This is a genomic window from Vibrio lentus (genome assembly GCF_002875945.1).
Lineage (GTDB): Bacteria > Pseudomonadota > Gammaproteobacteria > Enterobacterales > Vibrionaceae > Vibrio > Vibrio apostichopi.
The window spans coordinates 144,786-161,751 of sequence record NZ_MCZK01000144.1 but is presented as its reverse complement, the minus strand read 5'-3'; the positions used below and the strand labels follow the sequence as shown (position 1 = coordinate 161,751).

Here is a 16,966-nt window from a genome sequence, read left to right as displayed (position 1 = left end):
CTATCTCAGCCCAGTCTTAGTGCCTAAAGGTTTGATTCGTAAAAACATAAGCCACTAAGTTCTCATTTTATTATTACTTGATTAATTTCATAGGATTACACGGACATGACCCATAAATTTGAACAGTACATAAACCTTGCAGACGAAAAACTCGGCGCAGAAGCTACCTTCGCAACCGATGATTTTTTCGCAGATAAAAGCCGTCTACTCAGCCACGCAGCACCAGAGTGGAAAGACGACTTATACGACGATAACGGCAAGTGGATGGACGGTTGGGAAAGCAGACGCAAACGCGGTGAAGGTTACGACTACTGTGTCGTTCGCCTTGGCTTAGCTGGCACCATTGCTGGCGTTGATATTGATACCTCATTCTTCACAGGTAACTTCCCACCTTCGGCATCAATTGACGCGTGTTATTCACCACAAGGTGAGCCAACTGATTCAACAGAGTGGCAAGAAATTCTGCCTTCAATGGCACTACAAGGTGATCATCATCATCTTGAAGCAATCGAAAGTGACCAAGTATTTACGCACCTACGTTTGAACATCTACCCAGATGGCGGTGTCGCTCGCTTACGTGTTTATGGCCGACCAAGTGTGGATTGGGAAGCAATAGATTCTCAGCAACAAGTCGACCTAGCATCGGTTGAACACGGTGGCCGAGCATTGGCATGTAGCGATGAGCACTACGGCAACAAAGCCAACATCTTAGGCCCAGGCCGCGGTGAAAACATGGGTGACGGTTGGGAAACAGCACGTCGTCGTACACCGGGTAACGACTGGGTAATTGTGGCACTAGGCCACCCAGGTAACATCGAACGTATCGTAGTGGACACAGCTCACTTCAAAGGTAACTACCCTGACAGCTGCTCAATTCAAGCCGCTTACGTGAAAGGCGGTACCGACGATCAAGTGGAAACACAAAGCCTATTCTGGCGTGAACTGTTGCCAGCACAAAAGCTGCAAGCGCACGAGATTCACGAATTCATTTCTGAGATAAACGACCTTGGTGCGATTACTCACGTACGTGCAAACATATTCCCAGACGGTGGTATCAGCCGTTTGCGTCTGTTTGGTACGAAGGCGAAATAGGTAAGGAAATCAGATATGAGTAATGGAATACGTCGTTTATCCATCGAACCGTTAACCAAGCAGGCTTTTGCAGAGTTTGGCGATGTTATCGAGTCCGATAATAGTGATTTCTTCATGATCAACAGAGGATCAACACGTCGCTACCACAAGCTAGCGACAACGGATGTGCAAGACCAAGACGGAGAAGCGATCATCAGCATCTTCCAAGCCACACCGTTGAGCTACCCACTGACCATCAAAATGTTAGAGCGTCATCCACTTGGCTCTCAGGCATTCATTCCATTACTTGGTCAACCCTATTTAATTGTTGTTGCGCCAAAAGGCGACGATCCAACATTAGCCAATAGCCGAGCTTTCTTGAGCAACGGCCGTCAAGGAGTGAACTATCACAAAGGGGTGTGGCATCACCCAGTTCTTGCGCTTACTGATCAAGACCAGTTCTTGATCGTCGATAGAGGCGGCGAAGGGCACAACTGTGATGAAGTTTATTTCGACAGCGACCGAGTGGCATTGCATTTGGACGATCTGCCAACGGACGACAATAAGGAAGAGCAACGCTTAGCTAAAGCGTTGTGATACAGGAGTTTATTATGGATCCGCATATTACAGAGTGGTTGAACTTAGCAATACGCTGGGCTCACATGATTGTTGGTGTTGCGTGGATAGGCGCATCATTTTACTTTGTTTGGTTAGAGAACAACCTTAACCGAGTAAACCCAAAAACGGGCCTTTCAGGCGACTTATGGGCGATTCACGGTGGTGGTATATATCACCTAGAGAAGTACAAACTTGCGCCACCAGAGATGCCAGAGCACCTGCACTGGTTCAAATGGGAAGCCTACTTCACGTGGATCACCGGTGTGTGTCTACTGGGTGTGGTTTACTACCTTAACGCTGAAATCTACCTGATTGCACCGGGTTCCGGTCTTGATTCAACAACGGCAATCGCGATTGGTATTGGTTCATTCGTTGCCGGTTGGTTTATCTACGACTTACTGTGTGATTCACCATTAGGTAAAACCCCCGTGTTGCTTGGCGTTGTGCTGTTTGTGCTGCTTGTCGCTGCGACATATGGCCTAACCCAAGTGTTCAGTGGCCGTGGTGCTTACATCCACGTGGGTGCCATCATTGGTACCATCATGGTGGGTAACGTATTCCGCGTTATCATGCCGGCGCAGCGTAACTTGGTGAAAGCGATTGAAGAGAAGCGCGAACCGGATCCGGCATTGCCTGCGAAAGGTCTACTGCGTTCTCGTCACAACAACTACATGACATTGCCAGTGCTGTTCATCATGATCAGTAACCACTTCCCAAGTACTTATGGTTCGGAATATAACTGGTTGATTCTTGCTGGCCTAGCGGTCTTCAGTATCTTGGTGCGTCACTACTTCAACACCCGTCATGGTAGCCAGAAGTTCGCATGGACAATACCAGTAGCGGCATTGGGTATGATCACGCTTGCGTTTGTGACCTCACCTTATGCGAAAAAGCAGATGACTCCGGTTGTGCAAGCGCCAGTGGTTCAAGAAGTGCAAGTAAGCGCGACTGAATCGGCGACAGAAGAGCTTGTTGCAAACGGTCCTGCTTCAACTGCGGCTGTTGCTCCAGCTGGTCATGCAGTGCAAACCGCTAGCGCAGGCGTCAGCTTTGAGACCATTAATAAAGTCATTCAAGAGCGCTGTTCTGTGTGTCACTCATCAACCCCGAGCCACGCTGCTTTTGCTGCTGCACCAGGTGGTGTGATGTTTGATACCCCAGAAGAGATTAAAGCCAACGTCCCAAGGATTGTTGCTCAAACCGTAACAACCAAGGTGATGCCGCTCGGCAACATGACTCAAATGACAGATGAAGAGCGCGCACTCATCGGCACTTGGGTTGAGCAAGGCGCGACGCTTCAATAATGATGTGAATCCTTTACCTAAGAGCATGAGTCTTAGGTGAGGCTTGGGGAGAGTTTGGTTTCGGGCACGCGCCAAACTCATCCCACCCTGTTTCCCCGGTTCCTATAACCGGGGCTTTTTGTTTTTGGACAATAGGAAATAGGAAAGAGAAAACAGGAAATGTGAAGCTGAATATAGGTCGTTTTATTCGTTAAATCTGCGGAATGAAGATAGGCGAATTAAACGGATTGGCGAGATTGAATATTACAAACCGCATAGCCGATGCAGTGATAGATACAGTCGAGCACTTCTTGCTCTTCGCCTTGGATCTTGGATTGCAGCCCTTTGATGCCTTTCTCAGTTGGCATAATAGGACCAAATGCAATAATAGCTGCCACAAAATTCGGTTCACTATCAATGGCTTTCTGCCACGTCTTCGAAAACGCCGCGGTCGACTCGTAATTTAAGTGCTCATTGATGATCTTTACAAACAGAGGCTCAAGCTCTTTGGCAATATCGGCTTTTCTGTCGAAGTGAGCATTAATCCCTGACTTAGACACACCGGCTTTTTTAGCAATATAAGCAAAGGTTGCCTTATCGAAGCCTTCATTTAATGCGATATCAAATGCAGCATCGATGATCTTTTGTCGTGTAATAATCGCTTGTGCAGCGCTTGCTCTTCCCACTCTTGCCTCCGAACGTTGGATGATGGTTGTATTTTATGTGCCATCGATAATAAGCAGTAACAGGCCGTAGAATAAAGGCACAAAGCTTGCGATACAATCGATCGTTGAGTAACTGAACATTAATGGGCTCAAACAGGCCTCATCGAGTTCATGCTATTGAAATTATACATTTAGCATATAGAATAGAGGTTGTTAACCTTTATTTTTTTGAAAGGCTCGAAATGATGACCAACCTGATACATTCCCCATTGAGCAGTCACAAACTGAATAGTGCCACGGATTACATCAACACCACGTTTTCAGCGAATAAAACCGACTTGTCAGCCAAGTTAGATAGCCAGAAGCAAATTGTTATCTCATCGTCGAATGGAACGGTATTAAAAAGGATTCAAGGGGAAGATGTGGTTAAGAAAATGCACAAAATAGATCTGTACGTATAGCGGTTTCTACTAGCGTTCAAGGTTGTAGAAAGTCCTTTTTCTAAACCAGTTTCATTGATATTCAGGCGCGTTAAATGCGCTCAAGCACATTAGAAAGTGTAACTTACTCCAACATTCCCAATAACCGATGTTGTACTTTCAAGTATCGGGCTTTTCTCGATTTCAGAGTCGAGGTTTTCATATCTAACCCCTCCCGTTAAACGTAATTGCTTTGATAAGTGCATGTACCCGGTCAAACCGACAAAGTAACGTCCACTCCAGTTTGGGTTAAATTCTTCAAAGCGAGTATTGGCTGCTTCAGACGCCGAAACACCATACAAATGCTCATTCAATTTATCGCTATTGAGTGAATATCCTATCGCTGGGATCAAACCAAATGGCCCCATATTGATGTGGTAGCTGTAACGAGTTTCTGCATAAAGGCCATTGTGAACTGAACCAATATCTGTACCCACACCCGCTCGGAGTTCTCCAACATTTGTCGTCAATACATAAGCTACGCCACCCATGAATGAAGGATCGCGATCATTCAGCTTCTTGATATCGGGATCATCGGATTCCTTCGCGTCTAAGGTGCGAGGATCGTAGGCCGCAAAGATAACGAGATTGTTCACGCTGCCTTTTGGAGCCAAGCGATAGCCAGCTTGGACACCTTCAATGAAAAAATGGCCATTATCGTAACTAATGAGAGGGAACGGCGTAACTTCGGTATCGCCTCCTTTGTAAACATTTGGCGAGTAACTGGCGGTTAGACCTACGCCAATTTCAGCGTTAATTGGTGCCGATAAAGACATGGCTAAAATGAGGGTAGTGAGTGCTGCTTTTTTCATGTTTTGCTCTTGTAAGGGGTGACCCTATGTTCAAATTTAGGAACCCAACTCCAATAGAGTTGAGCGGTTATTCTGACTTTTGGTTACGAAGTAGCTTGACGATAAGTCTGACTAAACGTAGACTTCAAAAAATAAAGGATGACACCCCTTATTTTGGGCGAGTATAACAACAGTTCGTTGGCTTTGGCTAATTAATAATTAGCGATAAAACAAAAATTACGACCAAATAGAGGGTATCAACCTTTAAATTATCATTAAATATTAGTGTGTTACTGATGATGTCAGAGTCATCGAGGCTTGTTTCTGGAGAGAGTGATGGGAGAAGAAGTGGAACCAATTTACGTTTTTCTTGGTATTAGCAGCATCGTGATGACTGTTCTATGCATTGTCGCTGCATTTCTGGTTTATCGCATGATCAAGCGGAATATAGAGGATAGATGATGACTTTTGAGGCTGAATCGTTAGCAAAGTAAGACACGACATTTCAACAACCATTTGCCAATCCCTCAACTAGGACATCAGCTTTAGATGAGGTTTCGGGGGAGTTTGATCGCAGGCATACGTCAGACTCATTTCCCCATCTTCTCCCCGGCTCCTATTGCCGGGGATTTTTTGTTTTTGGACAATATAAATTCATAAATATCATTTATCTACTAGCTGAATATGTATGTCTGGTTTAATGTTGTTGGGTTTAAATTTGCAAATACAAGCTCGGCTGAACCGCAGGTGAGTGTTGCTAACAGAGAGCTATTATGTTGCTTGGGAAACATATATGAAAAAGCATTGGTTACTGGTGGCTTTGCTGCTTGGAGGATGTCAAACAACACCTTCTTATAAGGAAAAAACCGACAATATTTTGCAGCAACAATATGACAATGGAAGGCAGGCTTACGTTGGATTACCAACTAATCAGGCTGGAACTTTAGGGAAATATTGGAATTGGAGGGCAGGCTATATAGCAGGGAGCCTATCCCATAACCACTTTTTGATTCAGAATATTGATTACACATATCGCGTTGATGAGCTAAATACTGCTGGTAAGCCCTTTAACGGTATAGACAGTGAGGTTAAGTTTGAGTCATTAAAGAGTCTGTTAGATCTTGAAAGGAAGAAATCTAAAGATAGTTTTGAAAGTGAAGCCGAACTTGAAGAAAGAATAACAGAAACAAAGTTGCTATATCCATATGGTCGATTTGTAGTAATAGTTTATGGCTCTACTCTTGAATCAATTTCAAATGGTTCTGTAGAAGTCCTTATAGCTCAATCTGGTAATAAAGTATTAAGTCAGAATATAGAAGGCATCGCAAATGTACCGAGTATAACTGGGTTATGGTGGAACTTAACCGTTGTCAAAAGCCCAGACTTAAGTGGTCAGCCGTTTGTGCTAAGAGTATACCAAGAGTTCTCTGGTAAGTTCTCTAGCTATGTCTTTGACCCAATCTGAAATCTAAAGCACATCGTCAAAGTTAACGCCAAGAATTTGGAGAATGCACATCAACATCCAAGCCATGGTACTTGTTACTTAATATAATTAAGGGTGGAGCAAATATGGATATTGCCGTACTAACATTTGATGGATTTAACGAGCTGGATTCTTTCATCGCCGCGGGTATTTTGAATCGAATGAAAGAGTTTGGCTGGAATGTGCAGATCACTAGCCCCACAGAATCAGTGACTTCAATGAATGGAGTCACAATTCAATCTCAGCAACCTCTGGAGTTTGCCAATACTGCTGATGCGGTGTTGTTCGGTAGTGGCATGTTGACCCGCGATATTGCCCAAGACTCTAAATTACTCTCAAGGTTAAACCTTAACCCACAAACACAATTGATTGGCGGTCAATGTTCAGGGACTTTGTTAATGTCGGTAATGGGATTGCTGAATCAAGTTCCAGCCTGTACTGATTTAACAACGAAGCCATGGGTAATTGAATCCGGCGTGACTGTGTTGGATCAGCCGTTTTATGCTGAAGGTAACATTGCTACAGCCGGTGGCTGCTTGTCATCCAAATATCTAGCTGCATGGGTTATCAGTAAACTTGCAGATCAAGCACATGCCGAAGCTGCAATTCACTATGTTGCGCCTGTTGGTGAGAAAGAAGACTCTGTGAATCATTGCATGTCGATAGTAAGCACTTATGTTTAAAATTGATTCATTGCGTGCGCAGTCCTGTATAAGAAACTTGATATGAATCTCTACCCATGGCATTTTCTGTTCCAAATTGACTTTAATTAGGACAGAAAATGGAAGAGGTGATAGTCGCGTATTTTAGGGCGTTAAGCGCATTCTTTAGATATATGTTTCAGTCGCTCGTGATCGAATTTATTGGTTACGGTTCTGGCTGGATAGTTTGTAAAGTATTCACATTAGGACGCTTCCCCTCATTGACTCCTACTGAAAAAGAGCGAACCAGAATCTCTTATATCGGGGCGATTAGTATCGCACTCCTTCTTTTGGCAATTGGTGTATTTAATAGTTTTTAGGCAGCGGAATAGAGTGTGACCATGGAGAGTATTCAAAATAATATGGACAAAAAAGACATGCTTGAGAAAGTTCAGGATATTGCTTCGATTAACGGGCTGGAATATGAAGTGAGCGGGAATGTTCTTAATCTTAAACTAGGCAGAGCCGCTGGAAAGGTTAAGATTAAATACGATTACGTTACGCGTTCATACGTCTACAACTGCAATGAATATGCTGCTGGTTTTTCCAGTCTCATTTTCTTCGCTCTTTCGTTCAATACACTGTATCAGGTAGACCAACAAGTATGGTCTGGCTACGTCGCAGGTTTGATGTTTGCGGTGGCAGTATTTAATTTGATCCAATTAGTGTTGTCTCACGTCCAAATGCTAGATATTAAAGCGCAGCTAAGAGAAGTCGGTATCTATCTAAAGTCTGCCGCATAAGAGCCTTTAGCTCCTTGTGTATCGTGAACAATACAGCAATCGCTGAGTAACGAGTGGTTAAGCCCTACCATCGGTAACTACATGCTCAAATAAACAGCGCTAACGCCAATTGTTGGTGCTGTTTTTACTTTCCCCTTACACTCTTTTCTAATATCGAACCTAGTATCAAATTTCTCTTTGTTATACAGGCAAGTCTCTCATTATGAAGAACTTCTTCGATAGCGAACTCATGCTCTCTAGCTCCTTGAATTTTGTTTTGCTATCACTAGTGCTAACGCTCATCTTACATGTTCCAATTTGGTGTGGGTTCAATTTGAGCCGACGCAAATGGAAGCTTATGGATTATTTATGGCCGCTGCTAGCGGGTATCGGCATGCTGGGGGCAGTGTCTGAGATTCGTGCGTCGGTGGCTGGTGATTGGGTCGAGACAGAACAAATCAGAGCTGTCACTATTTTAGAGTCGATTCAGCAGTTCTCTTTGGATAAATTAAGAAGCGACATCTGTACAGGCCAGCCGTCTTTAGACACTCATGGCCAGCACCATGAGGCGTGTTTGTGGTATTTGGATACAGCCATCACTTTTAAAGATGTCGATTTCACTCTGTTGCCCAACGCAGCCGATTTTACGGTTCCTGCGCCTAGCGTATCGCTGGTGGAAAGCGATGCCGTGTGGGTGAGTGGCATGCTGAGTCAGTATGAAAAGCAAAAGAACCAATACATTAAAACCAGAGAAGCGCAGGTGAAGCAGCCACTAGAAAGCATCTTCTGGTATGTGAGTCCTTACTTAGTGTGTTTTGCGATTGCGTTGCGTTTGACGAAAGTCACCGCAGAGCTCAAATTAGATAAGTGCGCATAGTTTGAGTTCCTCGTACTTATACCCAGATAGAAAAGGTGAAGTAATGAATGTGAGTGAGTTTTCTCGGTTAGTGGGCTTATCTGCCCATACGCTTCGCTACTATGAAAAAATCGGCTTGTTGAAAAATATTCAACGGAACAGCAGCGGTCATCGAGTCTATACATCGAAAGACGTTACTTGGATTGAGTTTGTGAAGCGGTTGAAAGACACTGCGATGCCACTGGATGAAATTCTGGAATACGCAAAGCTAAGGGAGTTAGGGCCAGAATCGGCCTCACAGCGGCAAGTGTTGCTTGAACAACATCAACAGAATTTGCGTTCCCATATTGAAGAACAGCAAAAGCATCTGGCTGCGCTAGAGCAAAAAATTAGTTTGTATCGAGATGGAAAAGTCCGTTGACTTAGAGTTGACTCTAACTTGTAAGGTGTCCCTGTAAATCATAAAAACAGGAACAAACCTATGAATCAATCACGTTTTGAAACTGGCTTAGAAAGACTTAATTACATCGACGGAGAAGCAGGGCGGCAGGTTATCGAAAGCCTGCAAGACATCTGCCCTGATCTTGCCAAATATACTATCGAATATCCCTTCGGTGACATCTATTCGCGCCCCGGTTTGGATTTAAAATCGCGAGAGATTGCTACCGTGGCAGCTCTCACTGCACTTGGCAATTGTGCGCCTCAGCTTAAGGTGCATTTGAATGCAGCGCTTAATGTCGGTTGCAGCGAAGAAGAGATCAAAGAAGTGATATTGCAGATGTCGGTCTATGCGGGGTTCCCTTCGGCACTTAATGGCATGTTTGCTTTTAAGGAAGTGCTTGCTGAGAGAAACACAGCCTAAGATAAATAGAAAATATAGTCTGAAAAGGGAGCGCCAACTTTGCTAAGCTGCGCTCCCTTTTTATTGATTGGCTAAGTTTTTCGGGTCGTAAACCTGAAGGTTCGTGGTTCTTTAAGACGACAAAGACAGCGCGAACGACAGCAAGATCGGCAAGGTAACCACGCTCAGGAAGTTGCCGAATAGCACCATAGACGCGACCTTAGGTGGCTCTACATTGAACCTTTCTGCGAACAGGTAGTTCATCACGGCGGGTGGCAGCATGGTGAACAGCACCATCATTTGTAAGTGCAGCGTTGGCAGTGGGATAAAGAAGTAGATGATGGTAAAGGCGATGGCGCCAGTAAACAGCGATTGAGCCGTGCACAACAAACCGACCTTTAATCCGCTCAGTCTCAAGTTGACCATTTGCGAACCCAACGAGAGCAACATGATTGGCACGGCTGCTTGCCCAAGTAGTGATGTGGCTTCGTAGATTGGATTCCACACTGCAATGCCAGATAAGTTGAACGTCATCGCTAATGCGGCGGCTAAGAATATCGGCATTTTGAGGATCTGTTTGATCGGGTTGCCATCACTTAGCAAAGCCAAACCAACACTAATGTGCACGCATGCCGATACCACAAACAGCAATACCGCAGGGGCTAATGCGCTCTCGCCAAAGGTATAGGTGAATAGGGGAATCGCGAGGTTACCACTGTTACGGAACATGTGTGGCGGAGCCCAGGCTTTGAAGTTGAGTTTAAAGATCTTACAGATCGGAATCATCAACAGTGCGGGCACTAACACTGCGACCAAAGAGGCTGAAATCAATGGTAGTTGCTCGGTATCGAGGGGCATGGTGGTCAGCGATGCAAACACCAAAGCAGGAATACAAACATCCATGTTGATGCGATTGATTGGCTTGAAATCGGGTTTGAGCCAACGGCCGACCGCAAAGCCAGCACTGGCTAAAGCAAAAACGGGAAACAGAATGCTGACGACCTGTTCGAACATAGAATTCCTTTCTAGATTGAGTGCTTCCATTTAGCTGAGAAACGAATGTTCGAGGAGACGCTAAAGTGAAGTATGAAATCGATATGTATAAACATTAACCTATCAATATAATGACTTGGCGTCACCGAAGATCGTTGTCTGTGAGCGGTTAATTTATATTTCTTTGAATGAAGCACAAAAAAGACCAGTGGCATCAGCAACTGGTCTTTAAAGGCTAGATAAATCTGGACGGATTTTTAATTAACGACGGCTGTCGCTGTCTAGCGATTGTTACTCGGTTTTAAGTCTAGCTAACGAGCTTTTTGTAATCTTTGAAATTCACGTCATAAGCTTTTTCGCCGTAGATGTAAGTCTCGCTGACAGTTCTGTCGTCACCCAAGCTCATCAATACAAACAGTTTTTCTTCAAGCTTGGTGGCTTGTTCCATTCTAAAGCGCATCAATTGTGTGGCATGAAGATCCAACACCACGAAATCCGCTTCTTTACCCACTTCCAAGTTACCGATCTTGTCTTCTAAATGCAGAGAACGTGCGCCACCTAATGTCGCTAAAAATAGCGATTTAACGGGGTGCAGTTTCTCTTGCTGAAGCTGCATGATTTTGTAGGCTTCGCTCATGGTTTGCAGAATTGAAAAGCTAGTGCCTGCGCCCACATCGGTACCCATTCCTACGCGAATGCCGTGTTCTTCCATTTTTGGCAGCTTGAACAGGCCAGAGCCTAAGAACAGGTTCGAAGTTGGGCAGAAAGCGATTGCTGAATCGGTATCTGCCAGGCGTTTACATTCGCAATCTGATAAGTGAATACCGTGGGCGAATACGGAGCGTTTGTGCAGTAGACCATAGTGGTCATACACATCCAAATAGCTGTCGCGTTCAGGGAATAGTTCTAATACCCAGTCGATCTCTTTCTTGTTTTCTGAAAGGTGCGTGTGCATGTACACATCAGGATATTCTTCTAGCAGTTTACCTACTGTTTCGAGTTGTTCTGGTGTGCTGGTTGGCGCGAAGCGAGGCGTTACGGCATAGTGCAAACGACCGCGCTTGTGCCACTTTTCGATCAGCTCTTTTGAATCGGCATAGCCAGATTCTGGTGTGTCGGTGAGGTAGTCTGGCGCATTGCGATCCATCAGTACCTTACCCGCGATCATGCGTAGGTTACGTTTCTCAGCCTCTTCAAAGAATACGTTGACCGACTCTTTGTGTACGGTACCGAATACGAGTGCCGTGGTAGTACCGTTACTTGCTAATTCATCTAGGAATAGCTTCGCCACTTTGTGTGCGTAAACTGGGTTTTTGAAGCGTTTTTCTTCTGGGAAGGTGTAGTTTTCTAACCAATCAAGAAGCTGCTCACCGTAAGACGCGATCATCCCTGTTTGAGGGTAGTGGATGTGCGTATCAATAAAGCCAGAGGTGATCAGCTTGTCTTTGTATTCTTTTACTTCGAGTGTTTTAGGTTGGCGAGCCAATACCTCATCGGCAGTGCCTAAGTCGACGACATGGCCGTTCTCAACCACTAAAACACCGTCTTCAAAATAGTCGTAAGACTCATCGATACCGACGTCTTTTGGGTCGGCTACGCTGTGTAAAATGCTGGCGCGATAAGCTTTGCGTTGCGTTGTCATGTTTACTTCCTTTTAATGACTTCAGCGACGTTATGGCCACTGAAGCTTTGCGACTTTTATTAGGCGATCTTCTCTTCCAATGGTGGTTCGCCTACGTCGCTTGGTTGACTGTGTTGATCGGTCAAATCCTGATTTCGATATTGTTTGGTTGGGCGCTTTTGTTCAAGCGCTTGGCCTTGATAGTGTGCGATCAGTTCACCTGCAACCGATACCGCAATTTCCGCAGGATGTTTGCCATTCACCGCACTAATGCCAATCGGGCAAAGCATGGTTTCAATTTGCTCTTGGCTATAGCCGCGTTGCTCTAAGCGGAAGTCGAACTTCTTGCGCTTAGTCAGAGAACCAATCATGCCAAAGTAACGGCTGTCTTCACGGTCGATGATGGCTTTGGTTAAATCGAAATCAAGCTGGTGGTTGTGGGTCATCACTAGGTAATAGCTGTTCGGCGGCATGTGTTTTACTTCGCCGACTGGATCGTCTGAGACAAGCTTTTTCACACCGTGTGGCAGCGTTTCAGGGAATACTTCTTCGCGTTCATCAATCCAGGTCACACGGAAGGGCAGGGTCGCAACAATGTGCAGCAGCGCCTTTGCCACATGGCCTGCACCAAACAACACAAGGTGATTCTGTTGAGTGCCAATCGGTTCAAAGCTTAATGTTGCCATTCCGCCACAACATTGGCCTAAACGAGCCCCTAGGTTAAAGCGTTCCACTTTGAGCGATTTTTCACTGGCAATCAGCATTTCACGCGCCATTTTAGTGGCCACATGTTCAAGGTGACCACCACCAATCGTAGCGATGATTCGGTCACGAGTGACAAGCATCTTGGTACCCGCATCACGTGGCACTGAGCCTCTGTCTTCGAGTACGGTCACCATCACACATGGCTCGTAGTTCTCTTCCAGTTTTGCCAGTTCGTGAATCCAATTATCCTTAAACATACGTCCTCCTAAATCCCTTCTGTGCTTCCCTAGCTGTTTATTACGCCCTAAGCCGTTTCTGATTGAGCATCGACCGAGGTCGGAGTCGTTTCAGTCACTTCCTGAATCGCCATCAGAATGCGTTCTGGCGTTGCAGGTGTGTTGAGCTTAGGAATCGCGCCATCGACAGCGACATAGCTAATGGCATCTTTCAGTGCGCTCCATACCGACATACCCAACATGAAAGGCGGTTCACCCACGGCTTTCGAGTTGAAGACGGTGTCTTCTGGGTTGTTACGGTTTTCTAAAAGGTGTGTTCTGAAATCAATTGGCATATCAGCAATCGCAGGGATCTTGTAGCTCGCTGGGCCATTGGTCATTAAGCGGCCTTGCTGGTTCCAAACCAACTCTTCCGTGGTTAACCAACCGACACCTTGCACAAAGCCACCTTCGACTTGGCCTATATCAATCGCTGGGTTCAATGAAGCGCCCACGTCATGCAGGATATCAACACGCAGAATCTTGTTTTCGCCCGTTAGAGTATCGATGATAACTTCCGAGCAAGAGGCGCCATACGCGTAGTAGTAGAACGGGCGACCGCGTGCTTTCTCGTGATCGTAATAGATCTTTGGAGTGCGGTAGAAGCCAGTGCTCGACAGCGAAATTTGGTTAAACCAAGCCAGCTCAACAAACGAGTTGAAGGTCATGATCTCATCGCGGATCTGCACCATGCCGTTCTTAAATATCACTTCTTCAGGCCACACTTTGAAGTGCGAAGAAGCGAAGTCGATCAGGCGCTGCTTAATGGTCATTGCGGCGTTTTGCGCGGCCTTACCGTTGAGGTCGGTGCCCGATGAGGCTGCGGTTGGTGATGTGTTCGGAACTTTGTCTGTGTTTGTAGCGGTGATCTGGATACGTTCGACATCGACTTGGAACTCCTGTGCAACGATTTGTGCCACTTTGATGTTCAAGCCTTGCCCCATTTCCGTACCACCGTGATTCAAATGAATACTGCCATCGGTGTAGATATGGATGAGCGCACCTGCTTGGTTCAAGAAAGTCGCAGTAAACGAGATGCCGAATTTCACTGGTGTGATAGCTAGGCCTTTCTTCAATATAGGGCTTTGCTTGTTGAACTCAGCGATTTCTTTACGACGTGCGTGATAGTTACTGCTGCGTTCAAGCTGTTCGGTTATCTCAGGTAAAAAGTTGTCTTCAACGGTTTGGTAGTAATGGGTCACGTTACGGCCTTCTTCGCCGTAGTAATTCGCCTTACGTACTTCCAAAGGATCTTTTTTCAGGTAACGCGCAATCTCGTCCATGATGTGTTCAATGGTCATCATGCCTTGCGGGCCACCAAAGCCACGATAAGCGGTGTTCGATGCTGTATTGGTTTTGCATCGGTGACCGACCACAGTTGCATCGCCTAGGTAATAAGCGTTGTCTGAGTGGAACATAGCACGGTCGACAATAGAACTTGATAAGTCTGGCGAGTAGCCACAGTTACCAGCAACGGTAATGTCGGCACCTTGAATCACACCATTGTCGTCAAAACCGACTGTGTATTGATTGTAGAACGGGTGGCGTTTACCGGTTTGCTGCATGTCTTCATTACGCAGCAGACGCATTTTGGTAGGTCGGCCTGTAAGGTGGGCAATCACAGCTGCCATACACGCAGGAGAGGCCGCTTGAGTCTCTTTACCACCGAAACCACCACCCATACGGCGCATGTCAATCACGACTTTGTGCATCGGTACGCCAATCACTTCCGCAACCAGCTTTTGAACTTCGGTCGGGTTTTGAGTTGAGGTATACACGATCATGCCGCCATCTTCGGTTGGCATTACGCTACTGATTTGGGTTTCTAGGTAGAAGTGTTCTTGGCCGCCGATCTCTAGGTCGCCAGAGATTACGTGTTTTGCTTTTGCCAGTGCGGCTTTCGAGTCACCACGCTGTTGAGTGTGGCTTTCTGTCACGAAGTGCTCTTTTGCCAACGCTTCTTTTACATCAAGAATCGCTGGTAGCTCTTCGTATTCAATAATCGCAGCATGTGCGGCTTTGCGTGCGGTTTCTAAATCGTTGGCTGCTACCGCAATCACAGGTTGCCCGTAGTATTCTACTTTGCCGTCGGCAAGCAGTGGGTCTCCTGGAAGGATGGCACCGATATCTAGCTCACCCGGTACGTCTTTGGCTTGAATGGCAATCGCCACGCCTTCGAATTCGTAACATGGTGATAAATCTATCTTGGTGATGTTCGCGTGTGCTTGAGTGCTCAGGCGTGCGTAGACGTGCAGCTGATTTGGGAACTCTAGGCGGTCATCAATGTATACCGCTTCGCCCGTTACTTGCTTGGCTGCACTGTCGTGTTTAACGCTTTTACCTACGCCAGTTTTTAGGTCTTGTTTTGCAATGGTAACCATCTCTTCGTGGGTCATCGCATGCTCGTGTGATTTAGACATAAGACGTTACCCTTGTTTCGATTTGGTTGTTTTTGTTCTGTCGTTCAATGAAGTAGCGACGCAACATATTTGCTGCCGACAATGAACGGTACTCTTGGCTTGCACGGAAATCAGATAGCGGCTCAAAGTCGTTATACAGTTCCTGCATCGCTAACTTAATATTAGCGTCTGTCCACGGTTTGCCTAATAACGTATTTTCACAACGAGTTGCACGCTTAGGCGTTGCTGCCATACCGCCGAAAGCGATACGAGCGTAAGAAACCTTGCCATCTTCAATTTGAATATCAAACGCACCACACACCGCAGAGATGTCGTCGTCTAAACGTTTCGACACTTTGTAAGCTCGGAAGCTGTCGTTGGTTGGCTTAGGAATGATGATCTGTTCAATGAATTCACTCTCTTTCTGCGCCGTCACTTTGTAGCTGATGAAGTAATCTTCAATCGGCATGGTGCGTGACTCGTCACCACAACGAAGTTTGATCTTCGCGTCGAGAGCAATCAGCAGAGGAGGGGTATCACCGATAGGTGAAGCGTTGGCAACATTACCGCCAATGGTGCCTTGGTTACGTACTTGCAGTGACGCAAAGCGGTGCAGTAGCTCACCAAAATCTGGGTAGTGTTTTTTCAGTAGTGCGTAAGAGTCACTGATAGGCAGGTTGGCACCAATGATTAAGTCAGTGTCTGTCTCTTCGCATACCTTCATGTCTTCAACAAGGTTTACGCTGATCAGTGTTTCAATCTCGCGATGGAATTGCGTCACTTCCAGTGCTAAATCCGTACCGCCAGCAACCAGTTTAGCGTTCGGATGTGCTTGAAAAAGCTTGGCCAGCTCATCAGTGCTTTTCGGGGAAAAAGCGGTGAGGTGACCAAGGCGTAAGTTGGCTTCGGTGTCTTGAATACCTTCTAGCTTCTTGATGGTGTTGCGTTCAAGCTCAGCAAATTGGTCGATCAAAGGTTGGTCTGTTGAAAGCGACATCGCAGCATCAACAATTGGTCGGTAGCCAGTACAGCGACATAGGTTACCCGCCAGTGATTCCATGACGTCTTCTTTGCTCGCATCGGGTTTGTTCTTGCCTAGGGCAAACATCGACATGATGAAGCCTGGCGTGCAGTAACCACACTGTGAACCGTGAAAATCCACCACCGCTTTCTGCACGGGGTGCAAAGAGCGATCTCGGTTTTGTAGATCTTCTACGGTGATCAGTTGCTTGCCATGCAGCGCTGAAACGAACGTAAGGCAAGAGTTCACCGAGCGGTATTGCAATTGTCCATCAACCACTTCACCAAGAACTACCGTACATGCACCACAGTCACCCGACCCACAACCTTCTTTGGTACCCGTTTTATTAACCTTGGTACGAAGGTAGTTGAGCACTGTCATATTTGGCGACAGATTATCTTCACGTCTTATTTCCTGATTGAGCAAAAAAGTAATCAAGAGA

General features: G+C 45.9%; 18 protein-coding genes. 11 read left to right on the top strand and 7 right to left on the bottom strand.

Annotation, left to right across the window (positions count from 1 at the left end; translation table 11 throughout):
• The first annotated feature begins 105 nt into the window (after positions 1–105).
• From alc to BCT49_RS16835, 3 genes are read left to right on the top strand one after another with little or no spacing between them, the layout of a single operon-like run.
• Positions 106–1,092, top strand: a complete 987-nt coding sequence (alc, locus tag BCT49_RS16845; protein WP_102436796.1) for an allantoicase — start codon at positions 106–108, stop codon at positions 1,090–1,092.
• A 15-nt stretch (positions 1,093–1,107) separates the two neighbouring features.
• Positions 1,108–1,668 carry an ureidoglycolate lyase gene (locus BCT49_RS16840; RefSeq protein ID WP_102436794.1) on the top strand — a complete coding sequence of 187 codons (561 nt, stop codon included), beginning with the start codon at positions 1,108–1,110 and terminating at the stop codon, positions 1,666–1,668.
• 14 nt (positions 1,669–1,682) lie between these two features.
• A complete protein-coding gene (locus BCT49_RS16835) occupies positions 1,683–2,993 on the top strand; it encodes a urate hydroxylase PuuD (protein ID WP_102436792.1) in 1,311 nt (436 codons plus the stop codon).
• Between the two features lie 218 nt (positions 2,994–3,211).
• Here BCT49_RS16835 and BCT49_RS16830 read toward each other — a convergent pair whose 3' ends face one another.
• Entirely contained in the window at positions 3,212–3,658 is a 447-nt protein-coding gene (locus tag BCT49_RS16830; RefSeq protein WP_102436790.1) for a TetR/AcrR family transcriptional regulator, read from the bottom strand.
• Positions 3,659–3,882: 224 nt separating this feature from the next.
• Between BCT49_RS16830 and BCT49_RS16825 the strand changes: the two genes are divergently transcribed.
• Positions 3,883–4,098 carry a hypothetical protein gene (locus BCT49_RS16825; RefSeq protein ID WP_133151661.1) on the top strand — a complete coding sequence of 72 codons (216 nt, stop codon included), beginning with the start codon at positions 3,883–3,885 and terminating at the stop codon, positions 4,096–4,098.
• An 89-nt stretch (positions 4,099–4,187) separates the two neighbouring features.
• On the opposite strand, the gene BCT49_RS16820 is transcribed toward BCT49_RS16825, so the two are convergent.
• On the bottom strand, positions 4,188–4,928 hold the full coding sequence (locus BCT49_RS16820) for a MipA/OmpV family protein (protein WP_048658947.1): 741 nt from the start codon (positions 4,926–4,928) through the stop codon (positions 4,188–4,190).
• Positions 4,929–5,700: 772 nt separating this feature from the next.
• Here BCT49_RS16820 and BCT49_RS16815 point away from each other — a divergent pair.
• The 7 genes from BCT49_RS16815 to BCT49_RS16785 all read left to right on the top strand — a co-directional run bounded on the left by BCT49_RS16815 (position 5,701) and on the right by BCT49_RS16785 (position 9,531).
• Positions 5,701–6,372, top strand: a complete 672-nt coding sequence (locus BCT49_RS16815) for a hypothetical protein (RefSeq protein WP_102436786.1) — start codon at positions 5,701–5,703, stop codon at positions 6,370–6,372.
• A gap of 104 nt (positions 6,373–6,476) precedes the next feature.
• The gene (locus BCT49_RS16810; protein WP_102436784.1) at positions 6,477–7,073 is read left to right on the top strand and encodes a DJ-1/PfpI family protein; all 597 of its coding nucleotides are present in this window, start codon (positions 6,477–6,479) and stop codon (positions 7,071–7,073) included.
• Between the two features lie 98 nt (positions 7,074–7,171).
• Entirely contained in the window at positions 7,172–7,411 is a 240-nt protein-coding gene (locus BCT49_RS16805) for a hypothetical protein (RefSeq protein WP_102436782.1), read from the top strand.
• A 21-nt stretch (positions 7,412–7,432) separates the two neighbouring features.
• Positions 7,433–7,834 carry a hypothetical protein gene (locus BCT49_RS16800; RefSeq protein WP_102436780.1) on the top strand — a complete coding sequence of 134 codons (402 nt, stop codon included), beginning with the start codon at positions 7,433–7,435 and terminating at the stop codon, positions 7,832–7,834.
• Between the two features lie 337 nt (positions 7,835–8,171).
• Positions 8,172–8,690 (top strand): hypothetical protein, encoded by a 519-nt coding sequence (locus BCT49_RS16795; RefSeq protein ID WP_102436778.1) that lies wholly within the window; start codon positions 8,172–8,174, stop codon positions 8,688–8,690.
• A 43-nt stretch (positions 8,691–8,733) separates the two neighbouring features.
• Positions 8,734–9,090, top strand: a complete 357-nt coding sequence (locus BCT49_RS16790) for a MerR family transcriptional regulator (protein WP_102436776.1) — start codon at positions 8,734–8,736, stop codon at positions 9,088–9,090.
• Between the two features lie 60 nt (positions 9,091–9,150).
• Positions 9,151–9,531, top strand: a complete 381-nt coding sequence (locus tag BCT49_RS16785; RefSeq protein WP_102436774.1) for a carboxymuconolactone decarboxylase family protein — start codon at positions 9,151–9,153, stop codon at positions 9,529–9,531.
• Positions 9,532–9,642: 111 nt separating this feature from the next.
• Here BCT49_RS16785 and BCT49_RS16780 read toward each other — a convergent pair whose 3' ends face one another.
• From BCT49_RS16780 to xdhA, 5 genes are all read right to left on the bottom strand, one after another.
• Positions 9,643–10,524 (bottom strand): AEC family transporter, encoded by an 882-nt coding sequence (locus tag BCT49_RS16780; RefSeq protein WP_102436772.1) that lies wholly within the window; start codon positions 10,522–10,524, stop codon positions 9,643–9,645.
• Positions 10,525–10,810: 286 nt separating this feature from the next.
• Positions 10,811–12,145, bottom strand: a complete 1,335-nt coding sequence (gene guaD / locus BCT49_RS16775; RefSeq protein ID WP_102436770.1) for a guanine deaminase — start codon at positions 12,143–12,145, stop codon at positions 10,811–10,813.
• 59 nt (positions 12,146–12,204) lie between these two features.
• On the bottom strand, positions 12,205–13,086 hold the full coding sequence (gene xdhC, locus BCT49_RS16770; RefSeq protein WP_004732871.1) for a xanthine dehydrogenase accessory protein XdhC: 882 nt from the start codon (positions 13,084–13,086) through the stop codon (positions 12,205–12,207).
• A gap of 47 nt (positions 13,087–13,133) precedes the next feature.
• The gene (xdhB, locus tag BCT49_RS16765; protein ID WP_102436768.1) at positions 13,134–15,524 is read right to left on the bottom strand and encodes a xanthine dehydrogenase molybdopterin binding subunit; all 2,391 of its coding nucleotides are present in this window, start codon (positions 15,522–15,524) and stop codon (positions 13,134–13,136) included.
• A complete protein-coding gene (gene xdhA, locus BCT49_RS16760) occupies positions 15,517–16,962 on the bottom strand; it encodes a xanthine dehydrogenase small subunit (protein ID WP_065681067.1) in 1,446 nt (481 codons plus the stop codon). Before xdhA ends, xdhB begins: the two co-directional genes overlap by 8 nt.
• Positions 16,963–16,966: the final 4 nt, after the last annotated feature.

Bases quoted from the DNA above. Each gene is read 5' to 3' on its own strand.
- alc (WP_102436796.1), top strand. From the start codon at position 106: ATGACCCATAAATTTGAACAGTACATAAACCTTGCAGACGAAAAACTC.
- BCT49_RS16840 (WP_102436794.1), top strand. From the start codon at position 1,108: ATGAGTAATGGAATACGTCGTTTATCCATCGAACCGTTAACCAAGCAG.
- BCT49_RS16835 (WP_102436792.1), top strand. From the start codon at position 1,683: ATGGATCCGCATATTACAGAGTGGTTGAACTTAGCAATACGCTGGGCT.
- BCT49_RS16825 (WP_133151661.1), top strand. From the start codon at position 3,883: ATGACCAACCTGATACATTCCCCATTGAGCAGTCACAAACTGAATAGT.
- BCT49_RS16820 (WP_048658947.1), bottom strand. From the start codon at position 4,928: ATGAAAAAAGCAGCACTCACTACCCTCATTTTAGCCATGTCTTTATCG.
- BCT49_RS16815 (WP_102436786.1), top strand. From the start codon at position 5,701: ATGAAAAAGCATTGGTTACTGGTGGCTTTGCTGCTTGGAGGATGTCAA.
- BCT49_RS16810 (WP_102436784.1), top strand. From the start codon at position 6,477: ATGGATATTGCCGTACTAACATTTGATGGATTTAACGAGCTGGATTCT.
- BCT49_RS16805 (WP_102436782.1), top strand. From the start codon at position 7,172: ATGGAAGAGGTGATAGTCGCGTATTTTAGGGCGTTAAGCGCATTCTTT.
- BCT49_RS16800 (WP_102436780.1), top strand. From the start codon at position 7,433: ATGGAGAGTATTCAAAATAATATGGACAAAAAAGACATGCTTGAGAAA.
- BCT49_RS16795 (WP_102436778.1), top strand. From the start codon at position 8,172: ATGGATTATTTATGGCCGCTGCTAGCGGGTATCGGCATGCTGGGGGCA.
- BCT49_RS16790 (WP_102436776.1), top strand. From the start codon at position 8,734: ATGAATGTGAGTGAGTTTTCTCGGTTAGTGGGCTTATCTGCCCATACG.
- BCT49_RS16785 (WP_102436774.1), top strand. From the start codon at position 9,151: ATGAATCAATCACGTTTTGAAACTGGCTTAGAAAGACTTAATTACATC.
- BCT49_RS16780 (WP_102436772.1), bottom strand. From the start codon at position 10,524: ATGTTCGAACAGGTCGTCAGCATTCTGTTTCCCGTTTTTGCTTTAGCC.
- guaD (WP_102436770.1), bottom strand. From the start codon at position 12,145: ATGACAACGCAACGCAAAGCTTATCGCGCCAGCATTTTACACAGCGTA.
- xdhC (WP_004732871.1), bottom strand. From the start codon at position 13,086: ATGTTTAAGGATAATTGGATTCACGAACTGGCAAAACTGGAAGAGAAC.
- xdhB (WP_102436768.1), bottom strand. From the start codon at position 15,524: ATGTCTAAATCACACGAGCATGCGATGACCCACGAAGAGATGGTTACC.